Raw genomic sequence first — 22,252 nt, 5'->3', positions numbered from 1 at the left:
TAAGCCCACCTCGCGTTGCGCAAAGATTTTATAATGTGTAGTCTAAAGAAAAACATTGCGAGACAATTTAATGCGTATTTCACGCGCTCGGCAGAGCGGATTTACGATCCCGGAACTGCTTATCACCGTCGTCATCCTGGGCATCATTGCTCGGGCGCTGTCGTCGTTGTTCCCGCTGCTGGGCGGGCTGAGTCAGATTGAGTACTCGGATCGCCAGAAAGTGACCAACGCTGCCATCGGCGCTGCGATGGAGTCCTGGGCGGCCTCGCAAAGTGCATTGGGTCAACTTCCTTTGCCCTACACCGGCGCCGGGTTGACGAATGCGCCACTCGACCCCAATAGCGCGACGGTGACTGATTTGGCGCTCATGGATCTGATCAGGCGATCGCGCGTTGATCCCTCAAGTTTTGTTGATGACGCCTCGGCGATGCATAACGTGAGGGTTTATCAGCGGCTGACCGGACTTACCGAGGTCGTCCCCCTGTTTCGAAGTACCGGTCCGAGCGCAACCCTGACTTATCAGTTGGGCGTCCTGTACACAACGGCTTGCGGCCGTAACGGTAGTGTCTGCAATCCCAACGCCGCACTCGGGATTCCAGGGCAAAGCCCAGTCCTGACACTGGCGAATCGCCAGACCTGGGATGTAACGGACCCTGACCTTGGGGCGGTCTACGTTTCGACGCTTGGGCTGCAACGTAGCAGGCTCGACATGACTGCTGAGCGGATGCGGAAAATCACCAATGAGTTGGTTCGGTACTTCAACTTGATGCGCATCAGCGCAGCGCCTACTGCGACGAATAACTTTTATCCCGCTGCGACGGCCGTGAACCTGGCCGGCGGTAACCCTGCGTCAAATATGGGATGCAGGGATGGTTGGTACAACCTTGACGCCGCGAACGTTGATGTCCTGAGCAAGCTGGCTCTGCCACAAGCCCAGTACGGTGTGACCCCTTGGGGCGGACGGATTCAGTACTGCAGAGATTATGACCCCTTGGGCACCAACGGTGCGAACGCAGAGCCGCACTACGGGGCCCTGCGCATCAATGGGTCTGTGAGTCTTGGCCAGGCCCCCACTGGGGTTCTTGCCAGTGATCTGGTCATCACCTTCTAGTGATGATTTCGAGCGAAAACGAAGAGGAAGAAACATGATTCATACAGCCAACCGCCGCGGTAAACAAAAGGGTTTCACCCTCGTTGAGATGCTCATTGTGATCATCATCATCGGCATTGTCGCAGCCATCGTCTATCCGCTGATTAACAACGGTATCACGTCAAAATCTAATGCTCAGAAGATGATGTCGGTCTCGCAAAACATTGTGCGATCGATCGCTTTGATGAACCAGACGATGCGCTCACCAACGACGGTCACCTCCAACCCGCTGACGGCATCGGGAAACACGATGTTGGATGCAGTAATCATGGGTGACAAAGTCGCCGGCATCATTTCATCGACTTACGCACCGCGCTACACAACATCCGGCATTCGCAACATGTCCGACGCGGTCATCGTGGTCACCCAGCCAAGTGCGGGTTCACCCGGCGTGTACATGATCGGCGACAGCATCCTCAGTCTGGTCAATATTAACAGTCGCCAAATCGGGGTTCAGTTGACCAACGTTCCTACTGACCAGGTGCAGGAAATTTTCCAAAACCGTGAGGGAGGGGGGACGTTCGACCCTGCTACCACGCGCACAACTGGTGTTGTTCGTTTTACAGCAGTGTCGGGTACTACTCACCCAACGCTGACCCTTGTTTATGACCTGTAAGGACTGATCATGCTGGTTTTGGTGGTCGTGTTCCTATTTGGCGCCTTGATGGCCGGAATGACCGGCTGGGCCTGGATCCTTCAGGAAAATATCTACGAGCACCGGGCCAGGCTGGACACGTATTACGTCGAACAAGCGTCAGACGCTCTCCGGATGCGCCTCGCGCGCACCGGTGGGCTGGGGACTGTTTCGCTGATTGACATTACGTCTACGGACGAAGGGTTTCGTCTCAAAAGCGCAAATCCGAACCGCCTGTACTTCGCTAGTGCTAGCAACGTCTCAGATGGTGTTTGGCGATTTGATCGAGCCCTGGTGTATTCACTGGATGATAACGGCGACCTTTCATGGGATCCGCTGGCTGTTTCCAGCAATACCTGCTCTGCGACCCAGGGATTTGCGACATCAGCTTCGTGGTGCGGCCCTACTACTGGCGTTGCTTTTGACCTGATTGAAACCCGAGAAACCTATCTGGCTTTGCTCACGGATGAAGCGATGCGGATGCAGGTGACTTTGCAAAAATTTGGCCGAGGGTTTTCGGTGGTGGAGCGAAACACGTTTCCGCGTGGGCCGATAGCGATCGGCAACGCGAACACCATATGTGCGGCCGGCGGTGGACCATGTGTCAACACCCAGTGTGTGTCGCCAGTAATGCTCAATCAGACGCCGCTGGACTGTTCCGACCAGTTTTCACGATGGGGTGAGCCTGTTGTTTTGAACGTGCTTTCTGCGAAGCATGTGGCTCTTGTATCAACTGCGACGACTGTGCGCCGCGCAGCCGGTACGTCGAGGCAAATAGCTCGCGAATTAAGGGTTCCCTGATGTCACAAGATGATGATGTTCTGCAGCAAATTGCCAATGGTTTTCTTCGCAATTGGGGATGGTCGACTGACGCTCCTGAGCCGGTGCGCCAATTTGCTTTAACTGTTGCCCGTTTTAACCCCACTGGAGAGCAGCAGACAGGCAAAATTGTGTGCCTACTCGGCCATATCACCCAGGAACAGGTGGACGCCCGGAGCAATGAACAGCCTCATGCCCGGGAACCCTATTTCCAGTATCTGACTCGCCTGTTCCCTCAGCTTAGCCGCTTCGAAGTGGAGGTAATGGCAGTCAAGGACCGCTTGCCATATTACGCTAAGCTTCCAGATACCCTTGTGCCTCATCCCCTCATCGCAGTTGATGCTGTTCGAGATGAGTGCGAGAAGATCGCCGGCTTGCTCACCAGCATGCCGTCTGGTGATAACTGCCTGATTTTTTCAAGCTATGAGGAGATGCTGCGTTACCGGCAGCGCGGTGTGTCTGAGGAGGCCGTAAGCCCTCTCGCCACCGGTTTGAAAACCGAGCACCGAACGCTGCGGTTTGCATTCGCTCCGCGGGCAGAGGTCATAACTCCGCTGCGCAACGCTCGCAAAGACAGTAGCGGTACGGACACCGGGGCAAAGGTGGGTCGCCTTTACTACGCCGACCGTACTCGCGGGCCGGAACGCAACACCGCCATCGACCTGTTGGAAACCGGCATTTCTCGTAAGGCAACGGACGTTTCTTTGCGAGTGCTAGAAACAGGTGAAGGCGAGATCTTTTACCGTGAAAACGGCATACGACTTTACACCTACCGGATCACCCTGCAGGACAGGATTGAGGTCACAAACTATCTGATGCAGCTGTCGGGCGCTAACCCTTCCGGTACTCGTTTGATGCAGCCCAGGACGGGCCGCATGTTCTATAAAGGTCAGAACCTTTCATTTGAAATGCGCTGTTCGTTCATTCCAGGCGATAACTCAACCGCGTTCAATGACGACGACCAGGTCGTGTCCATCTCGATGCGGTATCTGCCCAACGAAGATGGTGATGGATTCGTCGATATCGATACGCTGAGTTTTGTTCCTGCGGTGAAGGCGCACCTGATTTCGGCACTGAACGTGAAAAGTGGGATCATCCTGCTGATCGGTCCCACGAACTCGGGCAAGTCGACGACTCTGGCCGCGTTTCTGGGGCAGCACTATCTTATCTTCGGCAACACGGTAAAGCGCCTGTCGCTGGAGGACCCGAAAGAGCGGACCTTGATCGGTGTTGAACAGTTTAGTCTGCCCAATGCAGAGGTTTATGAGCCCTATCTGGAAGGCTTCCTGCGCCATGACCCGGACCTTATTTTGTTGTCCGAAATTCGCTCCAGGGCAAGCGCCGAGGTAGCCACGCGGGCGGCACTTACGGGCCACCTGGTGCTGTCGACGTACCACTCCACGGAACCGGTGGAAGGTTACACATCGTTGGCGGCTTTGCTTAGTGAGGAACGCAGGAACCACCTGCTCCAGGCGCTTGTGATGATTATCACCCAGCGACTGGTGCCGCGTCTGTGTCCCGTCTGCTCTGTTGTGCGGGCCCCCACTGAAGCAGAGTGGTCCAAGTTTCGGTACAGCATGGCGTTGCGCGGCATCGACGCCGATGGACTGGACATCAATAAAAACCAAACTCGCTTCCCTACGACGAGCCGGGATAAACCTGAGCACAGTTGTGACAAATGCAACGCTACTGGTTTTATTGGCGTGTATCCGGTTCACGGGATCCTCGACTTTACGAAAGAAGTTAAAAAGCTGCTGCGCGAAGAGAAATTCGAGGAAGCCGCTGAAAAACAGGCATTTACGCTTGAGCGACAAGCCATCGACGCACTGCATGCTGGCTTAATCGATTTGTCGGGAGTGAGCACCTAATGGCCAGCAAGATAAAAATGCTCAGCCTTCGGCAGCAGATCATGTTCGCTCGTAACCTCGGGGCGTTGCTCAGCGCAGGTATACCCATGGAGAGTGCGCTCACCAGGCTTTCTTCGCTGCTTCCCAAGCAGAAAGACAAGCTTGAGGAGATGTCCCAGCTGGTTGCGTCGGGTCGATATCTTTCCCACACCTGCCAAGGATTGTTGCCTGAGGAAATCATCGCGGCCATTGTCGTCGGTGAGCAGTCCGGGAAGATGGTGCCCGTGATGTTCGAGATCCGCGACACGTTGATGATGAAGGTGCGGATGATCAAAACCGCGCAGTCATTGATACAGCCTGCAGTGATGCTTCTGATGGGCATCTCTGTGTTTATTGGATTTATCCTTGGAGTGATTCCAATCCTGGCTGAAACCTCATCGAAGCTCCAGCCTCGCGGCCGACAACCCGAGCGAGGAATTTTGATGGAGGGGCTGGTCGGCCTTTCGGATTTTTTGCGTAACAGCGGGCCGTATCTGATGGTGCTGCTAGTTATCGTTCTCGTTGCCCTGATCACCTACGGTCGTACACCCCAGGGGCGGATCACGATGTTTTCCTGGGTTCTCAAAATTCCATTTTTGGGAAGCGCTATCAAGAACATTTCCTTTGCCCTTTGGGCTCGCTATCTCGCGTTGATGTGGCGAGCAGGTTATTCCGACATGCCGAAGGCAATCGGTATCACCCTGAAGTCCATACCATCAGTTTTTCGCGAGGGTGTTGTGAGATACCAGGCGGATATGGTGCTGGGTAAGGGGTTGGGGGCCGCCTGCGATCCCGAACGCCTGGATCCGAGCGACCCACGGCAGCAGTGGCCAGTCTTTTTGCAGGTTGCATTGGAAATTTCTGAACAGACCATGGAGACGGACGACCAGCTGACCACGGCGAGTATTTATCTACTTGAGGACGCCGAAACCACCATTAACAGGTTGGTTGAGTTCTCGAAAATTTTCGTTCTGGTTCTCGTCGCTGGATCCGCTGCGCTACCAATCATCGCGTACATGTTCGAAGTGGTCACCATGGTCAGCAACACATTGTCGGGCCACATGAGATAGGGGAGCAACATGCGCGTCATTTCTGAGGCTCGTTCACTGATAACGGCCGAGTACAGCCCTGGTGAGGTTGTTTACCTCGCTGGAGAAGCGGCCTACGTCACATTGGATGCTACGTCCCCCGTGTTTGCTGACATGCAAATGCAGCCCCCTCGTCCCGCGAGCTTCAAGCTGCTGGGCGACGGAGCAAGCCTTCATGTCGGGGTGCCGAACACAATCATGGCTGAGATTGCGGCACAGCCGCGGGTGAAGTTTTTCCTGCTGGCCGATGCCTACCTTCACTACATGCGGAAACTGAGGGGGAATTTTCTTTTCATTGGAGGCGCGGCAACCGACACCGACACCAACCTTGAATTTTTCCTTGTAGCGGACGGGCGGGTCGTCCAGGTGGTCGACAAGCGTTTACCGGCAATGCGCTCGGGGGACTTCCCTTCACAGTTCCTGCTCGCATTGAACGACGTATTGAATCGCAGCGGCACCCAGGATGACCTCCCGGTCTATTGGGCGTTCCCGCTGGAGCTTCCAGAGCGGCTGATGGACAGTTTCAGGATCATCCCTGTCCCGGTTGAGAAACTGAATCTCAAGCGATTGAGGCTACGTTCACTGAGGTCGGGGAGTGCTAAGGAGAGCCCGTTGAGGGCCCTGGCCTATCCATTGGTAGGGCTTGTCTTGGGAGGCTTGGTCGCCGCGGCCTTTGTTGGCTATCAATGGATGCGTTACACCGATCTGCAGAAAACGTTTGGTCTAGAAGTCCAGGGCGTGAGCGGAATTTACGAACAAGGTTCGGCGATGCTCAACACACTATCCAGCCAACAGCGAATGCTTGATAAGCCTCCGGTTCAGGGCGATTTGATCCGTCGCTGGACAACACTGGCCGCTGCGTCCGTAAAGAGCGGCGCTGAGATCAAAAGGATCCTGGTGTTCGGCCCCGGCGCTTCGAATCACGGTTTGGGTGGGCGTGCCACTGATTTCGAGATGGATTTGAAAGTACCGCTCGACCCTAGCATTCCAGATCGTGTTATCGCCAAGCAGTTGCTCACTGCGTTGGCCGAGGAGTCCGGATACGAGATGTGGTTGCGCCCGGGAGAAACACGATCCGCTGAAGGCGCGCTGATCATTGAAGTTGAGGGGGTTTGGAATGTCCAATGAACGTGTTGTTGGTGTGGTAGCCGGTGTGATCGTGGCCCTCGCCATTGGATTGGGCGGCTGGAAAGCCTCCACCGGCATCGCCCAGGCCGTGTCGGCACAAGCCAAAGCGTTGGAGAATTTGCGAACGTGGAAGGCTGCATACCAGGCACTTTTGCCAGTTCGTGAACGTTGGAAGGAGGCCTTTTTGGTAGCGGCTGGCCCCGGCCGACAGGATCTGGTTGGCATCGGTCAGTCTTTGCGCCTCGGTAGTACAGGCCTTCAGTTCAACATCAACACATTACGAAGTGATCGAGTAGAGGCTGTTGTGTTTGAGGGCAGCCCCGTGGGGTTGCTTCGAACGTGTGTCGCCGGTGGTGATCAAACTGGACTCCAAGTATCTGCTGATTCAATGAGGGCCATGCTGAGGGGTATCAACAGCCTGGTTCGGCATGACATTGAACTCAATCGGTTGGACATCACCTCGTTGAACGGGAAGCCTATGGCGACTCTTGGCGGGCTTTGCGTACTGGTTCGCCAGGAGGGTTAAAGGACATGAGCAGTTTAGGTTTGGTTGGAAACCGAATTACTTCGAATCATGTGTTATTGATGCAAGGCGCAGTGGTCGCAATTGCGTTGTTGACCGCCGTGTATGGGGCCCCACCGCTTGCAAGCAAATTTTCTCATCTTTCGATCATGGGGTATGTCAACGAAATTCCCCCGAGTGTGACCGTCACGGGTAATCCTCAGGCTTTACCTGGAGCGATGGCTTCGCCGGCGGTAAGCAACGATCCCGCCGAGCCGGACCTAGAATTGCTGGACGATATTTTCGTCCCGGCGTCCGTGCCGCAGGTAGATGAGGCGGCTATGAAGGCTGCTGCAGCTGAGCAGCAATTGAGGAGCCAATTGGCCTCGGTCAGTCTTGGTGGCATCACAACCGGTGGCGCGTTTATCAATGACCGGTTTGTGCGCTCAGGCGCCGCCATTGGCATGACCGTTACTGCACCAGGCGGCCAACCCGTATCAGTCATTGCACACGTCTCTGGCTCCTCGGTGACCCTGGTCGCAGGTGAGTACTCCCATCGCCTTGAGTTCAAACGATGAATTTCAACTGGGCATTATTGGGGCTTCTCAACCCCTTTGAAGAGGGGAGCCGTAAGCAGCGGCTATCGATCGCGGCCGGCTGCTTGTCGCTCCTGCTCATTGTGGGATGGTTTGGCGCTGATTCGGCATTTGGTAGGGCCTCAGGCCTTGCCGAAGTGAAGTACCGCATCCAGATGATGGGCAACGCGCTATTTTGGGAGTATCGCGCGTCCACTGGGCGATCTGTCCAGGGCGAGGTAGGCAAGACATACCGGGGCTACATCGACAAAGGCCAGAAATCGTTTCTACTGGTGTATCTCTATGACGGCGAAGGTCGCCGCCGGCAGGTCGTCAGCCTGGCCAATGTGAACAACGAAACGGTAGACCTCACGTCTTTCGCGGATCGCTATCGTGGTCAATCGTTGCGCTTCGACCTCTTCATTCTCCCGACTGAAAAGTATCCGCGTGCGCTGATTTGGAACATCGACGTGCCGCTGAACTTGGATGTGATCGAGGAGGGTGGAGGCCCGGACATAAATCCGCCGACAAACGTTGTGGATCGGATTTTCGCAAACTATTACTGGCGCCTTTTTCAGAAGGGACATTGAAGGTCGACGATCAGGCTGTTGCGGGACGTGTCGCCGTTAAGGTAGGCGATCGCGTTCTGAAGTCATCAGTTGCTGGAGCAGATGCAATGCAGCCAGGTTACCTCCAAAACTGTCACGCCAGGCTTGATGCGTGGTCCTGTAGAGTCCGTCGATGTCCGCGATAACGGCGCGATACCTCACGACCTCAAGCACCAAGCGACGTATATCAGGGGCGGGGTAGTGGGACCAGATTGTGCGTAACTCGTCCTGCGTGACCGGACTGAATGGCGGTAGTCTGTTAACCATGATCAACACCTAATCTGTATGTATGTACAGTATCGTGCGTTGCGCCTGAGGTTGCTACTACCGGTCATCCAGGATTCGCCGGCTCTTCGAGCCTGGGTTGCGGTCCAAACGGTTCCAGTACCAGGCTGGCCGCCCGTGCAGCAATACACCTAAATCATCGACTGGGGTCGGTGACCGATTACAAAACAGTGAGTTTGATGATGAGAAAGCCGTCTTTACGTGAGTGGGTCAACGATAACAGAGCCGAGCTGTCGGATCGGTTTGTTGAAAAGTACGGTAATCAGATTCAGGAGTGGGCCGACTTTACTGAGAATGAGTTCAAGCAAGCGTTCCGAGGCAGCGAATCGAACCTCTCGCTGATTTCGGCTGGGGACTATTCTGCCAATGAACCGGCTGAAGAAATGACAGATACTTCAGGCCCTCGATCGTGAGGGCCGCTGCCTTCTGAGCCCGCGTACAAGCGTCTCAAGGACGAGCTTCAGAACTTAAAGTCGTATTCAATAACAGGAGGGGGCTCACGCAGCTTTTGCTCTGCGCGCTGGATCATTCGTTCCGCCACTGGACGTGCGTCCTCAATCCATGCTTCTGAGTGGTCTTTACGAAAACCCTTCCAAAGGCGAACCCGTTCCTCCGCCGTGGCAAGACTGACCTCTCTGGCCATCTTTGCAATGCTCATCGACCGCTGCACGGCAGCGCCCATGCTGCTGTTCATGCTGCGAAGGGCAGTAACCAAGTCGGCCTGAGACTCGTGAATAGTGTCAATTCTTCGGTGTTCCAGGGAGCTGATCGCGGCCTCGTGTAAATATTCCGGCAGGACCATGATCCGACTGAAAAATGTAATGGAGTTGATCCGCGGTGGGAGGCCTTCCAGTAGGCCGGAAATCAGTTGTTTCTCGGTGCGCTCTCGATCCAGGTTTACCGGGCGCCCTGACCGGGGGCTCAAAAAGTACTCCGGTTCTCCCTGCAGGGTGACAGACAGGTAGAGCTGTCGTCCTGCGTCGACTACGGGGTACAACGATTGGTGACCATGGGGAATATCAAACTCACTCGGGTGGATATCCCGATCTTTTGGTAGAGCTGTTCCGTGCTCAAATGGGAATGACCAAGTCAGTGCCGGATTCTTCATTGTACGCGGCCTTCTTCAATTGAGACTGCAATAGGAAAACATGCATAAAAATAGCACATCATGAGAAAAGTACCACTCCTTGCCTGTCGACCGTAGCAGGTGTATTCTCGTGAGTATGCGTTAGTAAAACAAATGGAGTGCGCTGAGTGATTAAGCCCCTGGATGAAGCTCGGCTTTCGGATATTGAAAAGGCCAGAAGTGACCACAGTAAGGCCTCTGCCGCTTTGGCAAAGGCTGTGGGCGCTGCGTTCCCAAAAGGCACGCGGGTAAGAGTGCCGATGGGCAAGGGAACGACGGAGGGAGTGGTGTGTGACAAGCCATGCGTGGAAGATCCATTGCGTGTTCCAGTTCGTCTCGCCTGCCGCCGGGATTTTCAGCGGAGCATTCTTTTTAATGAGGTCGAACTGCTTGACGACCTCTTTGAAGAGCGCTCCTAGCTCGGTGAAGATGGACGTCCTGTCTGTCTGGCGCGCAATTTTCTCATTCCCCGGTCATGTACGGAAGCTCACACGTACCGAGTAGCTTACAAATTCATCGAAATTCACGAAATAGTTCGACGGGGCTACCGAAGGTTCCCGGAACTATCGTGACAATTTGAATTTTGAGGTGTGAAAGCGCGTGGGGCAATGCTGGCAAAACAGCGGCATTGCCGACTTAGCGGGCAAACGAAGAAAAGGCCGCTCGACGCGGCCTCTTGGGGGGGGTTACATCGAGATTTTGAAGTCCGCGGTGTAAGAGGGGTCTTCGTGATCGAGCAAATTCTCGTTCTCTATCACTTTGAGCACTGAGTACCGAATTTCAGGAACGTGCACTGTTCGTTCGTGATCAAGAGGAACCTGGTTCAGAATCACGCCCCTGCCGGTAACAGCGAGTCCATCGCTCAGGTCAAATCCTGTTTTGATCTTCGAGTTGAGTGTCTGCTCTGTGGGCTCAATGTTTGCCTGGTTGTAGTGCTCAGAAAAATCACCGCTGTAAGAGCGAACGGCGACCGGAATGTTCAGTCGGCGACTAAGGGTCAGTGCCTGGACGGCAGGGTTAGTGGCAACTTCTGTATTCCGAAGCATTTGCCCTGACATGCTGGTAAGCGAAAGGCGCGTAGTTTCAACCTGGATTGCCGTTTGAACCAGTGGAAGGATGTTCCGGATATTTGGCGGGCCTTCCTCGGCGCCCTTGGCCACGTTGAAAGCCGCAAGCAGTCGGTCAGGGTCATGGCAAAATGATAAGAGTGCATTTTCTGCTGCGCGCCGGGTAATCGGCGTTTTACCACCGTTCCGCAGAGCCTCCGCCATTTGGTCGGCCATCGCAAAGATCTGGCGATCAGCTTCGATCTCTGTCGCTTTCACTCGTGTGTAATAACTTGCTCTTGGCAATTCGCCGGCGGCCGCGTGCTGATTGCTCTGGATGTAGGCAAGGGTAGCATTGCCAACTTGACGCTCGAACGCGTCTTCACTCATGTAGAGCAGTGTTAGGCGAGCGGCCATGTAGATATCCCACGAGCCGGCAACCTCGGCTTGAGCGATGACAGTGTTGATTTCATCTTCGAGTGCTTTGCGAAACTCCCCGTCCAGGGTGTAGGCATCTCGCTGGAAGTAACCGGTCACCCCCTGGCTGGTGTCGACAGTCAGGTTGATGTTGGAAATGCGACTAATACCCGCATCGTGAAATGTCAGGCTGCCGGGTGCCGTTTGAGCCTGCATAAGATCAGTGGAGTGATCTGCGTTGAAATGGCCGATGGCCAAGCCTGCAAGACCGGCAACCACAGCTGCTTGAATTGCACGTTTCAGCGAAATTTCGCCGTGCCAATAACTGACTGCTGAAGTGGCACCCAGGCTTTGCAAAATATTTTTCTGAGGCTTACGCATTTTTTGTCTACCTACTCACAAGGCCACTGGCACGAGAATTTCGTAACCGGAACCCTCGTGCTTGATGAGTAAGGGCGTCCCGTCCCGAAGGGATTTGCAGATGTCGGTTTGAAGCTGCTGCAGCGAAATGGATTCGTCGCCATATTCGATTGTGAGCTGATTGTCGCTATTGAGCGCTGCGGTGATCACCTGATCCTTCTCAGGAGCAGTTTTGATCAGGCCATCCAGGACGAGCATCGCGCAAACCGGTGCCTTATTGTCATCCAGACACAACTGTGCGGTGTAACTGCTTATGATCATGGAGAGCCTCTTTCTGGGCAATATCGTGTCGATTGAAAATCATCGAGATACACCGATTATAGCTGATCCCAGCGCTGATATGTCCATCGCTTGCATTTCGCGACTGCAAGAGAATCGCGGGGTCTAAGCGTACAGCGCAGTCGATTTTGTTTGGGTGATGCGATAATGTAACTACAGGGATTTTAGGTAATGATTACATGAGACAGTCCACCCGTTCGGTCATCATCAAAGCCCTTGAGGCATTTGCGTCTAAGCATGTGTGGGTGTTCAACATCAAGTCGTTGGCCAGACTGAGCGGTCTGGCGGAACACTCCTTGAACGTTTACCTGGGCAGAAATGCAGATCTGTTAGGCGTTCGCCAGATCTTCCGCGGCTTTTATCTAAACGAGCGTGCGGCAAAGCCCATTCATGCGCTGGTGCAGTTGTCGGCGATCTTGCGTCCCAACTCACCGTCTTACCTTTCGCTGGAATCGGTTCTGCATGAGGTCGACTGGATCAGTCAAATCCCTAACCGCTTCACCTTCGTTACCACCGGACGTTCAGCGCTGTATGAGACCCCGTTGGGCATGATTGAGTTCAATCGTGTATCCGGTGATAAATTTTTTGAGGAGCGGTATTGCCTTACCACACTGGACCAGGAGAGACAAATCAGGGTTGCCCCCCCGGAGCTTGCGCTTTCGGACTTGCTTGCGATTGGACGAAATACTGACCTCGTGCGCCCGGTAGACGAGCGCAATTATGACCACTTGATTGAGGAGCACCGCCTTTGAGCGTTCACACCTTGAAGGACCATGTCGCGCAAGCGATGAGCCAAACGGATAATCAATTGGCTCAGCCTGTAGTGCTGAAGGAAATACTGCACTACGAGATTTTGAACGCGCTTTCCAATTCAGATCTGGGGGACCGTTTGATTTTCCAAGGCGGCACTGCCCTCAGGGCTTGTTATGCCGGCACGCGGCTGTCTGAGGATCTCGATTTTGTCTGCGGCTCTGGCTCTCCCGAGCCGCTGAACGTCGTTCATCTGACGAGCATCCTTGAAAAGGCAATGCACGCTCGTTATGGCATCGGATTCGATGCTGTGGCCGGACCCAATACGGAGCTCGGCGATGGGATCGACGTCAAGCGCTGGACGTTCAAAATCAAAGTGCCCTGGGAATCGCAGATGCAGCGCATCAATTTTGAGGTGTGCAACGTACCCTCAATCGATCCAACTCCGGTCGTGATTCGGAGCCCCTATGAGCATCAGCAAGGGCTGCAGGGCATCGTTGTGATCGCCGAGAGTCAGGAGGAGATCTACTCTGACAAGCTCGTCGCCTTGGGGCTTCGAACGCACTTGAAAGCCCGGGATGTGTGGGATGTGCGGTTTTTGTCAGACAAGGGTATCAAGCCAAACTACGAATGGGTGGCTCAAAAGGTCGCGGATTACGGCCGGACAGACGACGACTTTTTGGCCGGAGTAGACACGGCGATCGTGCGAATGCAGGCGCCCGACGCTCAGGACAAATTCAGCAGCGAAATGGCGCGTTTTGTTGACAGTCGGATGGCTTCGATGTTTACCAAAAATCCGAACTTTGCTGCGGCCTGGCTCCGTCACGCGGTGTCGGACCTGGTACGTTTGAAAGAGGTCTATCCAGAAGCAGCGTTGGCGCGCGATGCGTTTCGTGACCCGGGGCTTGGCTTTGATGGGCCCTAACAGTCCTGGTCGACGCAATTGACCAAATAATAAGGCCCGCGCAATGCGGGCCTTTCTCGGTCGGCGTGCCCGTTGGAGCATGCGTTGTGAGGCTTAGATACCAAGCCAGCCCGGCGGAGATGTGACCAGATTGGTGAACCATTGGATGGAGTGCTCCAGTCCGTCGGTTTCAAGGTATCTCAAGTCCTCGCCGTTGACTTTGATTGTGATACCGCCGTTCACGGGATCGGTCAGCTGGGCGGACATCACCTTGTCTTGATTGTCGACATCAATGTAGTAGGGGACACAAGCGCCTAATTTGAAGAAGGCGATTTGTGCATCTGCAGCATGTTGCTGACCAAAGAGAATCGCCCCGCATGCAGCGTACTCCCAAAGATCCTGGTTAGCGCTTGCCCACTCGGACTTGCACTCGTCAAACTCATCGGCGTAGGCATAGGCAGCTTCTCCTGCAGTGCTGTACGCAGACGCCTTATGCAGGTTCTGTTTTAATCCTTCTACCAGCTTCAGTGTTGATTGCTCGGCCTGGATGGCGCGCGCTTCAAGTTGGGCAATGCTCGCGGCGTTGCTGGCCAACTCAGCTTTAAGCAAAGCGATCTGAGATTCGTGTTTGCGCTTCGTGATGAACATCGACTGATCCCGCCGGCTTCAGGTTGGTGAGTGGTGTTTCAGGAGCTCCTATTACCTATTCCAGTGCGCTACGGCCGGTTCGGTCAGCCAACTCTGTTCGGACGCACTGCAATTCGGCTACGCACTCTTCGAGCGCTTCCAGGGACGCATGCGGCGAGTTGGTCACCAGTTTGCGGATCAGGGAGCTGGCTTTAACTGAACTGCTCAAGGCTCTCGACTCAAGGTCTTTTATTGCGTGATTCATCGGACTTCCTCGCTTTGCATTCATCGGAAGGATTTGACTGGGATCAGGATTCACGTAATTGCTTCTTGCGCAGTTGAGTGATCCGCCAGAGCGCGGCTACTCCGAAAGGCCAAAACCATCCTGCGAAACAAAACAGACGGTTTGCGCTTTCGTCTGGCGGATCGCCGAGCCCACTTCGATAAACCCAGCACCACAGTGCGGTCCAAAGAATAAATCCCCATATTTTTAGTGCTTTTGCCTGTACCTTAGTCATGTTCAATTGCTTACCCCTTTGCTGTTCTCTACTGGCGCAGCGCACCATTTGCAGGTCCGTTGACCATCTACAAGATGGAACCGTTTGCTCTCATCTCTGAACCCGACAGTGTGGTTCACATCGATAGCGCACCGACCTACTTGCTTGTACTGCTCCCAAAAATCTTCGACTTCGACCAGCGTCGGCGCAGCGCCGCCAAGACACACTCGTGTCACGCTGGAGCCATTGCACAGCACCCCCATTAGCAGAACACCTGAAAAGTCAGTATCGCCGCTGTAATCAGCATATGGCTGGCCCAGGAACAATGTTCCAGCAGCGTAGAGTCCGGATAATTTACCGCCGGCGTTCAGGCGGTAAACGGTATCTCCTGCGCGACCGTGACTTCGCATCCAGCGATGCAAGTTGGCCGAGAGCGCGGGTGACTTCTTTGGGGAAATCGCGCTCAGCAGTTGGCCTATTCCCGTTCCTGGTGCAACGTTACCGTCGGTGTTTATCTCTGCTGCGGTCATGGCAACGTCCTTGACTTCGCGGACGTGTAAATCACGCCCTTATACCGGCAAAGCCCGCAAAAGCGGGCCGATGGTGCAGCGGCAGTTCCGAGATCAGGGCTCGATCATTGGGCGTCATCGGCGGCGGCGGTGTCCCAAATGATTCGAGGAGACGGATCCGATGCCTGATCAACTCTCCCGCCGTCGGCGGGTGGACCGGTATCAGGTTCGGGAGATTCTTCAACAGTGTCGAATGCTCCCGGGATGACCACTACGATCAGTCCGGAAGTCGTGGTGGTCACGAAGGCCTCCCCGTAGGCAATCTCGGCCGGCACACTTGTTCGATCGACAATGTTTTCAGGGCCACCGCCGGCAGTGGATCGCTCGATCCCCAGCCACATTTTCAGTCGCCCGTCACTGATGCTCGTAGTTTTCGTTCGAATACGCAGGCCACCATTATCCACAACCGCATCCATCGCCGTGTTAGCGGCAACGGATGGCTTCACGTCGGTATCGGCAAGGACTTTGGGGTGAATGGGGGCCAGCACCTGGAGCAGTCGTTCGGCCTGAGCATGTTCTGCAGCAAACAGATATGCATTGCCACTGGACGCTAGGCTTAATTGGGATAGCTCCGCCGTGACTTGCTCCGGGGGAGCGTGTGTCCGGAGGAGCATTACATGCAGGTAGGGCATATCTTTCGCGGTGAGCGGACCGCCCTGGGCCAACGGCGGCAGCAGTCCAAGGAGTGCGCCGGCAAGAAATAGCCTTTTCATCATTTTGCAGCGGCCCGGCTGCTTGTGTATTTTGCGGCGCGCTCATCTGCGCACGCGGCAATTTCCGCCATAGCGCCTTCGGTGATCGATGGCTCTGTCGATTGGCCTGAGCAATCTTGCATAGCCTTTAGCCAGGCGAGTTTGTCGAACTTCGCGTTGCCGGCCCGCTCTGCAAGTTGTTGTTGAAACATGACGTAGATGCGACCAACCGAGGCGACTGTCTCGTCGCCTGCGGAAAATGGATTTACCGATTCCGCCTCATTCGTCTGGGGTGGTTTGATGGTTTCGGCCATGGCTTTGCCCGCAACAATCATCAGTGTTGCAGAGAAGATGAACAGCAGGAACAGTGTTGCCCAGGGTGCGATGGGATGAAGCGCTTGGGGTAGTTTTTCATACAGCTGTTCAAGGAATGCAATCAGGGGGTAGGCCGGGAGGCCGACCAAGGCATACGCAGGCCCAAATTTGTAGCCCATGAGCACTGCAATGATGACTGATATCAAAACGTAGGCGTAATTGACGCGGTGGGTGGCTACAGAGATAGACATGGCTGATACCTGTATAAAATAATAGTCTCAAAAGAATATCAGCAGGCTTTTTTTTTATCCACACCAACTATAGAGTGTGATTACGATTTCTGTCCGAGCGGTCCGGGCAAAAACTTCACCCCAAAGGATTTTGCAATGTCCTGCATCGGCACTGCCACCTGTTCGCAAATGAATTTGTTCACTCATGTGATGGAAGCCTATCGGGATGACCCCGATACGCCCGTTTCCAATTCCAAGCTTTACGAGATGGTCGCAAAACGCGCCGGCATTAATGAGGCAACGCTGAACCACCGTATGCCCATTGGTTCCGCCGGTAGTTTGCGAAGCCCTACTAAGCGCGCTATTCGCTGGCAGCAGCAGACACTCAAGAATCTTGGGGTGATCGAAAAAGTCCCCGGAATTCGAGGAGCCTGGCGACTGACTGAACGCACCAGGAATGGCCTTCACAAAGCTCGCCCTGGGGTAACTCTGTTGGGGTTCAGCACCGATCTTGGGATGGCACTGTGGGGAACGAGTCCGGAAGCTCTCGAAGGAATCGAACAGCCCATCGAGCTGCTTTTGACCTCAGCCCCATACCCGCTCCGAATTCCCCGCGCGTATGGCAATCCGACCTGCGCGGAGTATGTGGATTTCATTTGCCGGGTTCTGGAGCCAATCATTCCCCGCATGGCTGAGTCGGGGTCTTTGGTCCTGAATCTTTCAAACGACGTCTTTTTGGAGCGCTCGCCAGCGCGATCGACCTATCTTGAGCGGGTAACAATCGCCTTGGAGGATCGTCTTGGGCTGTCGCTGATGGATCGAGTCATTTGGCAGAATCCGAGCAAGGCACCTGGTCCCATTCAATGGGCCTCCAAGGCGCGTAATCAGTTAAACGTGTGCTGGGAACCCTGTCTCTGGTTTGCGCGTAATCCACTTAAATGCAAAGCAGATAACCGTCGGGTGTTGGAGCCTCACACTGACCGGCATCTGAAGTTGATGCGCCAAGGCGGAGAGAACCGCGAAGCGGTCTACGGCGATGGCGCTTACCGAGTTCGCAAAGGCAGTTTTGGCAATCTCACAGCAGGGCGCATACCGCGCAATATTCTGCAGGTGGGACACGCTTGCGCGATCGGGCGAGAGCATCGAAAGGTGCTGCAGGCGCTTGAACTCCCGACTCATGGTGCCGGCTGGCCGTTGGCGATTCCGGATTTTTTTATTCGGTTTCTTACCGAACCGGGCGATTTGGTCGTGGACTTGTTCGGAGGCCGGATCATTACGGGCCTGGCGGCCGAGCTCAACGAGCGACGTTGGCTATGCGTTGAGATAATGCTGGAATATCTCCGTGGGGGAGCGGAACTTTTCAGGCCCTTTCAGGGATTCTGGATGAACCCTGCACTTGCCCGGGCCGGGAGGGAGTTCTGAATGCCAACGCTCTCATTTCAAGGTCCACTGTGGCTGCTTGTGAGCTACGCATGCGTTCTAGGGTTGATCGTTGGTAGCTTCATCAACGTTGTCGTCCACCGGTTGCCGGTGATGCTTGCAAGGCAGTGGACCGCCGCCGCCCGAGCCGAATTGTGTCTGCCGCCGGCGGCCGAGGTCCCCCGATTGAATCTTTCGGTTCCCAGGTCATGCTGCCCTGCCTGCAACCACCCAATAGCAGTTTGGGAAAATATCCCTGTCCTCAGTTATTTGGCTCTGCGAGGGAAGTGCTCGTCGTGTCGCACTCCGATCAGCATCCGTTACCCACTGGTGGAACTGGTCACCGGCATTTTGTTCGCCTTTGCGGCATGGCGTTTTGGACTCACCGTCCAAACGGCGGGACTGCTCGTTCTGACAGGGCTGCTGATGTCGATCAGTCTGATCGATTCGAAACACCAGCTGATCCCTGATTGCCTGGTACAGCCGCTGCTTTGGATTGGGCTTGTACTCAACTCCAAGGGTGGGTTCGCCACGTTGGACGACGCATTATGGGGCACAGTGATTGGGTATGCCGGATTGTGGTCAATCAGCGCGGTATTTACGCGACTCAGCGGCAAGCAGGCGATGGGGCATGGGGACTTCAAATTGCTCGCCGCGTTGGGGGCCTGGTGTGGCTGGCAGCTGGTGCCCGTCATCTTATACGGCGCCTGCCTGCTTGGCTGTGCGTTCTTCGCCCTCCAAGCGTTGAACCCAGGGAGTAACAGTAACGGCGCGAGCAGGATGATGCCCTTCGGCCCTTGTCTGGCGGTGATGGGCTGGATCACGCTGATGTGGGGGCATTTCGTCCGTGAGGTTGCTACGACGCTTTTGAATTAGGGCGTCTGTCCTTTCTTGGGCGGATCAAGTGGAGGGCTCCCGAAGCGAGTCGTGCCCTCTGGAACAGGTTCAACCTGGTTCCATGTTGAGCTACCGAACCGGCCCTGACTGGGGATGGCTTGCGGTGGTTTTGGCACTGCTTGCTGGGGACTCTTGAACTGAGGTCTCACCGAAGCGTTTGGCTGATTGAACGTGGGAGCAGGAGTGCTCCGGGGCGCGGACTTCGTTTCTGCATTTGCCTGAGTGCAAAGGATGCCGGCGCTGAGGCTCGCTATCCACAGGAAGAACATCACTTTGTTCATTTCGATCCCCATAGTTGTTGGGCGCTATGGGTCAGTATAGTTGGTGGCAAAAAAAGGCCGCGAGACGTAGGTCCAGCGGCCAATTTATGGTGAGTGTGTATCCGGCCGTCCAAGCACCTGGTCTGCTCCGGTGCTTCAGTCGGAACCGCACTTTTCTCCGTTGAACGCTCCGATCGGTAGTTGCCATTGCGTGCCGGCGGGAAGAATAACCGGTAACTGGTAGATTGACTCGGCGGCTTGGCGCAACGCTTCCTGGTCATCAATGATCAAGGCTTGTGCGGTGGCACCGAGATCAATCACGTTGATCCGGCTCCGTGAAATGGTCACCCCAAAACGATCTTCATGGTCAGCGATCTCCCGAGAGCGCTCGGGAAAATATTTGGCGATCGTGGCCCAGACCCGGGGGCTGTTATAGATGCAGGTCATGCAGCTGCTGCGGGACCAGCCAAGACGGTAGGGCACCGGCGGTGCCACTCTATGTCTCTCCAGGATGGCCCAGACGTCTTCCTCTGACCAGTGAAGGATTGGCCGCCATGAATCCACACTTCGACCGAGGCGACCCGTCCGCCGGTCACATGCATGGGGCTCAAACTGGTTATATTTCGCGCGGTTCGAGCTTTCTTCTCGCCTCTCGCCAGTGATGAACAGCGTGCGTTTGTTCTCGAATCGTGATTGGTTGTTTAGGGCGCGCCGGCCGACGTCAATCTTCAGGGCGGCTGAACACCAACGAGTCTGCAGCGAAGGCGACAACTGAGGAAAGCGAAGGCGAGTGCCTGGTTGAGCGCGGCGGCTGTCACGCTCCAGGGTGATAAGGCCATCCGGGGTTTCGACCTTATGTGGACGGCTATAACTCTGCTCTTTCAGCATTTCTCCTTCGAAACCGCCGTCGAGCCAAGAGAAATACAGCGGGACGTTCAGTGCCTCAGCAAGCTTGCGGGTGTAGTCGCGCATGAATGCCCAGTCCATGAGTTGACTGCCTTCATTCCCATCGACGTCGTGGTGCCAGAACTCAACCCTGGACAAGTCGACGCCCAACTCAAGCAGGCGGAGGTGACACGCGATTGAGTCTTTGCCGCTGGATAGGCACACGATGATCGAATCATAGCTATCAAGGTCAACTTCCGCGGCCGAGAAGTAGGTCTTTCCTGTGTGGGCACTTACCCCGGCCAGTCCTCGCAGGTGTGGCAAAACAAAACGGTCATCAATGAAGTGTGCAGACATGTACGCTTCCCTCTAATCGTGGGGGGTTACCGCTTGGACTGACGCCGGGCGTTCACAGGTGTAGCCTTGACTTCAGATCCGTGGCCTGGTCGCGGCTGATCACGCGCGCGGCTTGCGCCTCATGTGCCAGATCGGCTGCTGCCTTTGCATGTTGCCGGGTTGGACCGTTGGCCAGTTGTTCGACGGTGCGCTCAAGTTCGCCGCGGGAGCGGAAGTTCACGCCGCCGTACTGCCATGGGAACGCACGCTGGGGTTCATTTGAAGGGTTGAATTCTGCTTTGCTTTGAGAATTAGCCACGCTTAACCCCCTGGCCCGCTAAAGCGGATCTCATCATCTGGTATGTTTCAGGTGCTGAATTGCCCTTGCACCAGTCAAGACCCACTTCTGCAAGGAAGGTGTTTGTGAGGTCGGCCCAAATAGGCGCAAGCGCCTCCCACTTTTTACCGTGCGTAGCCATTTCGCCCATGCGTTCCGTCCACTCCGGGACCAGGTCCAGCAACAGAAGGCAGCGGTTCAGATCGTCGGGATCAGAGGGGGCGGACATACACTCACTTGGGGTGCCTGTCATGTGCGCCCAAATGGCTTTCGATGACATTCCAACTTGTCCGTCAACGATCCAGCGTCGAGCACGATCGTCAATGGACAACGATTTATCCAGGCCCTGGTCGTAGCCGACCGGACACCCTGCATCCTTCATGGCAGTGATACACGCTGCTTCAAACTTGGACTGCTTCACTTTGCCCTGAAGGAGGTCATTCATGACCGGCGTGATCGCGTCGAGTTGGCGCTGATTGAGGACTACTCCCCCAACTGAGATACCCATAGTTTCACCACTTCGGATTGTTAGAGAGATGCGCTCCTTGGCTGGAGCGCTCAAATTAGGCCTTCGCGCGGCGCAGCTGGTCGATCAATTGCGTCGGCAAGTTGCGCAGGGTCAAGGTCCCCCCTTCTTCGTTGAACTGGATGGTGTCACCCAGCAGGTGCGCCTCGAAACTGAGCGATAAACCATTGGTTCGCCCTGTGAATCGGAGGAACTGGTTGAGGGTGCGTTTATCCGCCGGAATCTCCGGCGACAGGCCGTAGTCCTTGTTGCGGATGTGATCGTAGAAGGCTTTTGGTCGATCTTCATCGATCAACCCGGACAGCTCTTCCAGGCCCATCGGCTCGCCGAGCTTGGCCTGGCTGCTGGCGTAGTCCACCAGGGTCTTTGTCTTTTCGCGGGCGGATTCGTCCGGCAGGTCTTCGCTCTCGACGAAGTCGCTGAAGGCCTTGAGCAATGTGCGGGTCTCGCCCGGACCGTCGACGCCTTCCTGGCAGCCGATAAAGTCGCGGAAGTACTCCGAGACCTTCTTGCCGTTCTTGCCCTTGATAAACGAGATGTACTGCTTGGATTGCTTGTTGTTTTGCCATTCGGAGACGTTGATCCGCGCTGCCAGGTGCAGTTGGCCAAGATCAAGATGGCGCGACGGCGTGACGTCCAGTTGGTCGGTTACCGCGACGCCTTCGCTGTGGTGCAGCAGGGCGATGGCCAGGTAGTCGGTCATGCCTTGTTGATAGTGGGCAAACAGCACATGGCCGCCGGTGGAGAGGTTGGATTCCTCCATCAATTTTTGCAGATGCTCGACTGCGATTTTACTGAATTCAGTGAAATCGGTGGTCTGTGCCAGGTACTCCTTAAGCCAGCCGCTGAAGGGGTGTGCACCGGACTCAGCATGGAAAAAGCCCCAGGCCTTGCCTTGTTTAGCGTTGTAGCTTTCGTTGAGGTCACTTAACAGGTTTTCTGTCGCCTGGCTTTCAACCAGCTCGCTGGACGCGGCGTGCAGTACCGCCGGCGTGCCGTCGGGTTTCTTGTCGATCAGGTGGACGATTGCGTGACGAAGAGGCAT

Annotated in this window: 27 protein-coding genes and 1 pseudogene; 15 read left to right on the top strand and 13 right to left on the bottom strand. The window is 55.3% G+C overall.

Going from position 1 to position 22,252, the window contains the following annotated elements; genetic code table 11:
* Positions 1 to 70 precede the first annotated feature (70 nt).
* The 10 genes and pseudogenes from OZ428_RS34810 to OZ428_RS33865 all read left to right on the top strand — a co-directional run.
* Positions 71 to 148 (top strand): annotated as a pseudogene (locus OZ428_RS34810) (prepilin-type N-terminal cleavage/methylation domain-containing protein); the annotation flags it as partial.
* 997 nt (positions 149 to 1,145) lie between these two features.
* Positions 1,146 to 1,766 carry a prepilin-type N-terminal cleavage/methylation domain-containing protein gene (locus OZ428_RS33905; RefSeq protein WP_269134443.1) on the top strand — a complete coding sequence of 207 codons (621 nt, stop codon included), beginning with the start codon at positions 1,146 to 1,148 and terminating at the stop codon, positions 1,764 to 1,766.
* Between the two features lie 9 nt (positions 1,767 to 1,775).
* Complete coding sequence (locus OZ428_RS33900) at positions 1,776 to 2,585, top strand: hypothetical protein (RefSeq protein WP_269134442.1); 810 nt, start codon at positions 1,776 to 1,778, stop codon at positions 2,583 to 2,585.
* The gene (locus OZ428_RS33895) at positions 2,585 to 4,471 is read left to right on the top strand and encodes an ATPase, T2SS/T4P/T4SS family (protein WP_269134441.1); all 1,887 of its coding nucleotides are present in this window, start codon (positions 2,585 to 2,587) and stop codon (positions 4,469 to 4,471) included. The genes OZ428_RS33900 and OZ428_RS33895 overlap by 1 nt, the downstream gene beginning before the upstream one ends.
* The gene (locus tag OZ428_RS33890) at positions 4,471 to 5,559 is read left to right on the top strand and encodes a type II secretion system F family protein (protein WP_269134440.1); all 1,089 of its coding nucleotides are present in this window, start codon (positions 4,471 to 4,473) and stop codon (positions 5,557 to 5,559) included. The genes OZ428_RS33895 and OZ428_RS33890 overlap by 1 nt, the downstream gene beginning before the upstream one ends.
* Before the next feature lie 9 nt (positions 5,560 to 5,568).
* Positions 5,569 to 6,705: a hypothetical protein gene (locus OZ428_RS33885; protein WP_269134439.1), complete on the top strand. Its 1,137-nt coding sequence runs from the start codon at positions 5,569 to 5,571 to the stop codon at positions 6,703 to 6,705.
* On the top strand, positions 6,695 to 7,231 hold the full coding sequence (locus OZ428_RS33880; protein WP_269134438.1) for a hypothetical protein: 537 nt from the start codon (positions 6,695 to 6,697) through the stop codon (positions 7,229 to 7,231). The genes OZ428_RS33885 and OZ428_RS33880 overlap by 11 nt, the downstream gene beginning before the upstream one ends.
* Positions 7,232 to 7,236: 5 nt before the next feature.
* Positions 7,237 to 7,785 (top strand): hypothetical protein, encoded by a 549-nt coding sequence (locus OZ428_RS33875; protein ID WP_269134437.1) that lies wholly within the window; start codon positions 7,237 to 7,239, stop codon positions 7,783 to 7,785.
* A complete protein-coding gene (locus tag OZ428_RS33870) occupies positions 7,782 to 8,372 on the top strand; it encodes a hypothetical protein (protein WP_269134436.1) in 591 nt (196 codons plus the stop codon). The genes OZ428_RS33875 and OZ428_RS33870 overlap by 4 nt, the downstream gene beginning before the upstream one ends.
* 455 nt (positions 8,373 to 8,827) lie before the next feature.
* Positions 8,828 to 9,088 carry a hypothetical protein gene (locus OZ428_RS33865; protein ID WP_269134435.1) on the top strand — a complete coding sequence of 87 codons (261 nt, stop codon included), beginning with the start codon at positions 8,828 to 8,830 and terminating at the stop codon, positions 9,086 to 9,088.
* Between the two features lie 47 nt (positions 9,089 to 9,135).
* On the opposite strand, the gene OZ428_RS33860 is transcribed toward OZ428_RS33865, so the two are convergent.
* Positions 9,136 to 9,783 (bottom strand): hypothetical protein, encoded by a 648-nt coding sequence (locus OZ428_RS33860; RefSeq protein WP_269134434.1) that lies wholly within the window; start codon positions 9,781 to 9,783, stop codon positions 9,136 to 9,138.
* 146 nt (positions 9,784 to 9,929) lie between these two features.
* On the opposite strand from OZ428_RS33860, the gene OZ428_RS33855 reads away from it, so the two are divergent.
* Positions 9,930 to 10,220: a hypothetical protein gene (locus OZ428_RS33855; RefSeq protein ID WP_269134433.1), complete on the top strand. Its 291-nt coding sequence runs from the start codon at positions 9,930 to 9,932 to the stop codon at positions 10,218 to 10,220.
* 267 nt (positions 10,221 to 10,487) lie between these two features.
* Here OZ428_RS33855 and OZ428_RS33850 read toward each other — a convergent pair whose 3' ends face one another.
* On the bottom strand, positions 10,488 to 11,645 hold the full coding sequence (locus OZ428_RS33850) for a hypothetical protein (protein ID WP_269134432.1): 1,158 nt from the start codon (positions 11,643 to 11,645) through the stop codon (positions 10,488 to 10,490).
* 15 nt (positions 11,646 to 11,660) lie between these two features.
* On the bottom strand, positions 11,661 to 11,945 hold the full coding sequence (locus tag OZ428_RS33845) for a hypothetical protein (RefSeq protein WP_269134431.1): 285 nt from the start codon (positions 11,943 to 11,945) through the stop codon (positions 11,661 to 11,663).
* A 197-nt stretch (positions 11,946 to 12,142) separates the two neighbouring features.
* On the opposite strand from OZ428_RS33845, the gene OZ428_RS33840 reads away from it, so the two are divergent.
* Both OZ428_RS33840 and OZ428_RS33835 read left to right on the top strand, forming a co-directional pair.
* Positions 12,143 to 12,715 (top strand): hypothetical protein, encoded by a 573-nt coding sequence (locus OZ428_RS33840; protein ID WP_269134430.1) that lies wholly within the window; start codon positions 12,143 to 12,145, stop codon positions 12,713 to 12,715.
* On the top strand, positions 12,712 to 13,638 hold the full coding sequence (locus tag OZ428_RS33835; RefSeq protein ID WP_269134429.1) for a nucleotidyl transferase AbiEii/AbiGii toxin family protein: 927 nt from the start codon (positions 12,712 to 12,714) through the stop codon (positions 13,636 to 13,638). The genes OZ428_RS33840 and OZ428_RS33835 overlap by 4 nt, the downstream gene beginning before the upstream one ends.
* Positions 13,639 to 13,731: 93 nt before the next feature.
* Here the strand turns inward: OZ428_RS33835 and OZ428_RS33830 are convergent, their stop codons facing one another.
* The 6 genes from OZ428_RS33830 to OZ428_RS33805 form a co-directional block, all read right to left on the bottom strand.
* Positions 13,732 to 14,265 carry a hypothetical protein gene (locus OZ428_RS33830; RefSeq protein WP_269134428.1) on the bottom strand — a complete coding sequence of 178 codons (534 nt, stop codon included), beginning with the start codon at positions 14,263 to 14,265 and terminating at the stop codon, positions 13,732 to 13,734.
* Between the two features lie 55 nt (positions 14,266 to 14,320).
* Entirely contained in the window at positions 14,321 to 14,509 is a 189-nt protein-coding gene (locus OZ428_RS33825) for a hypothetical protein (protein WP_269134427.1), read from the bottom strand.
* A 43-nt stretch (positions 14,510 to 14,552) separates the two neighbouring features.
* Entirely contained in the window at positions 14,553 to 14,762 is a 210-nt protein-coding gene (locus tag OZ428_RS33820) for a hypothetical protein (RefSeq protein ID WP_269134426.1), read from the bottom strand.
* 2 nt (positions 14,763 to 14,764) lie between these two features.
* Entirely contained in the window at positions 14,765 to 15,271 is a 507-nt protein-coding gene (locus OZ428_RS33815; RefSeq protein ID WP_269134425.1) for a hypothetical protein, read from the bottom strand.
* Between the two features lie 104 nt (positions 15,272 to 15,375).
* Positions 15,376 to 16,026, bottom strand: a complete 651-nt coding sequence (locus OZ428_RS33810; RefSeq protein ID WP_269134424.1) for a hypothetical protein — start codon at positions 16,024 to 16,026, stop codon at positions 15,376 to 15,378.
* Positions 16,023 to 16,568: a hypothetical protein gene (locus OZ428_RS33805; RefSeq protein ID WP_269134423.1), complete on the bottom strand. Its 546-nt coding sequence runs from the start codon at positions 16,566 to 16,568 to the stop codon at positions 16,023 to 16,025. Before OZ428_RS33805 ends, OZ428_RS33810 begins: the two co-directional genes overlap by 4 nt.
* A gap of 135 nt (positions 16,569 to 16,703) precedes the next feature.
* Between OZ428_RS33805 and OZ428_RS33800 the strand changes: the two genes are divergently transcribed.
* Positions 16,704 to 17,969, top strand: a complete 1,266-nt coding sequence (locus OZ428_RS33800) for a DNA methyltransferase (protein ID WP_269134422.1) — start codon at positions 16,704 to 16,706, stop codon at positions 17,967 to 17,969.
* Complete coding sequence (locus OZ428_RS33795) at positions 17,970 to 18,842, top strand: prepilin peptidase (RefSeq protein ID WP_269134421.1); 873 nt, start codon at positions 17,970 to 17,972, stop codon at positions 18,840 to 18,842.
* 437 nt (positions 18,843 to 19,279) lie between these two features.
* On the opposite strand, the gene OZ428_RS33790 is transcribed toward OZ428_RS33795, so the two are convergent.
* From OZ428_RS33790 to yejK, 4 genes are read right to left on the bottom strand one after another with little or no spacing between them, the layout of a single operon-like run.
* Positions 19,280 to 20,365: a phosphoadenosine phosphosulfate reductase domain-containing protein gene (locus tag OZ428_RS33790; protein ID WP_269134420.1), complete on the bottom strand. Its 1,086-nt coding sequence runs from the start codon at positions 20,363 to 20,365 to the stop codon at positions 19,280 to 19,282.
* 52 nt (positions 20,366 to 20,417) lie between these two features.
* Positions 20,418 to 20,663 (bottom strand): hypothetical protein, encoded by a 246-nt coding sequence (locus OZ428_RS33785; protein WP_269134419.1) that lies wholly within the window; start codon positions 20,661 to 20,663, stop codon positions 20,418 to 20,420.
* Positions 20,656 to 21,189 carry a hypothetical protein gene (locus tag OZ428_RS33780; protein ID WP_269134418.1) on the bottom strand — a complete coding sequence of 178 codons (534 nt, stop codon included), beginning with the start codon at positions 21,187 to 21,189 and terminating at the stop codon, positions 20,656 to 20,658. Before OZ428_RS33780 ends, OZ428_RS33785 begins: the two co-directional genes overlap by 8 nt.
* A gap of 55 nt (positions 21,190 to 21,244) precedes the next feature.
* A complete protein-coding gene (gene yejK / locus OZ428_RS33775) occupies positions 21,245 to 22,252 on the bottom strand; it encodes a nucleoid-associated protein YejK (protein WP_269134417.1) in 1,008 nt (335 codons plus the stop codon).

Source organism: Pseudomonas sp. GXZC (assembly GCF_026967615.1).
Taxonomy (GTDB): domain Bacteria; phylum Pseudomonadota; class Gammaproteobacteria; order Pseudomonadales; family Pseudomonadaceae; genus Aquipseudomonas; species Aquipseudomonas azotoformans_A.
The sequence above is the reverse complement of the archived record's forward strand: the minus strand, read 5'-3'. Positions and strand labels throughout refer to the sequence as shown.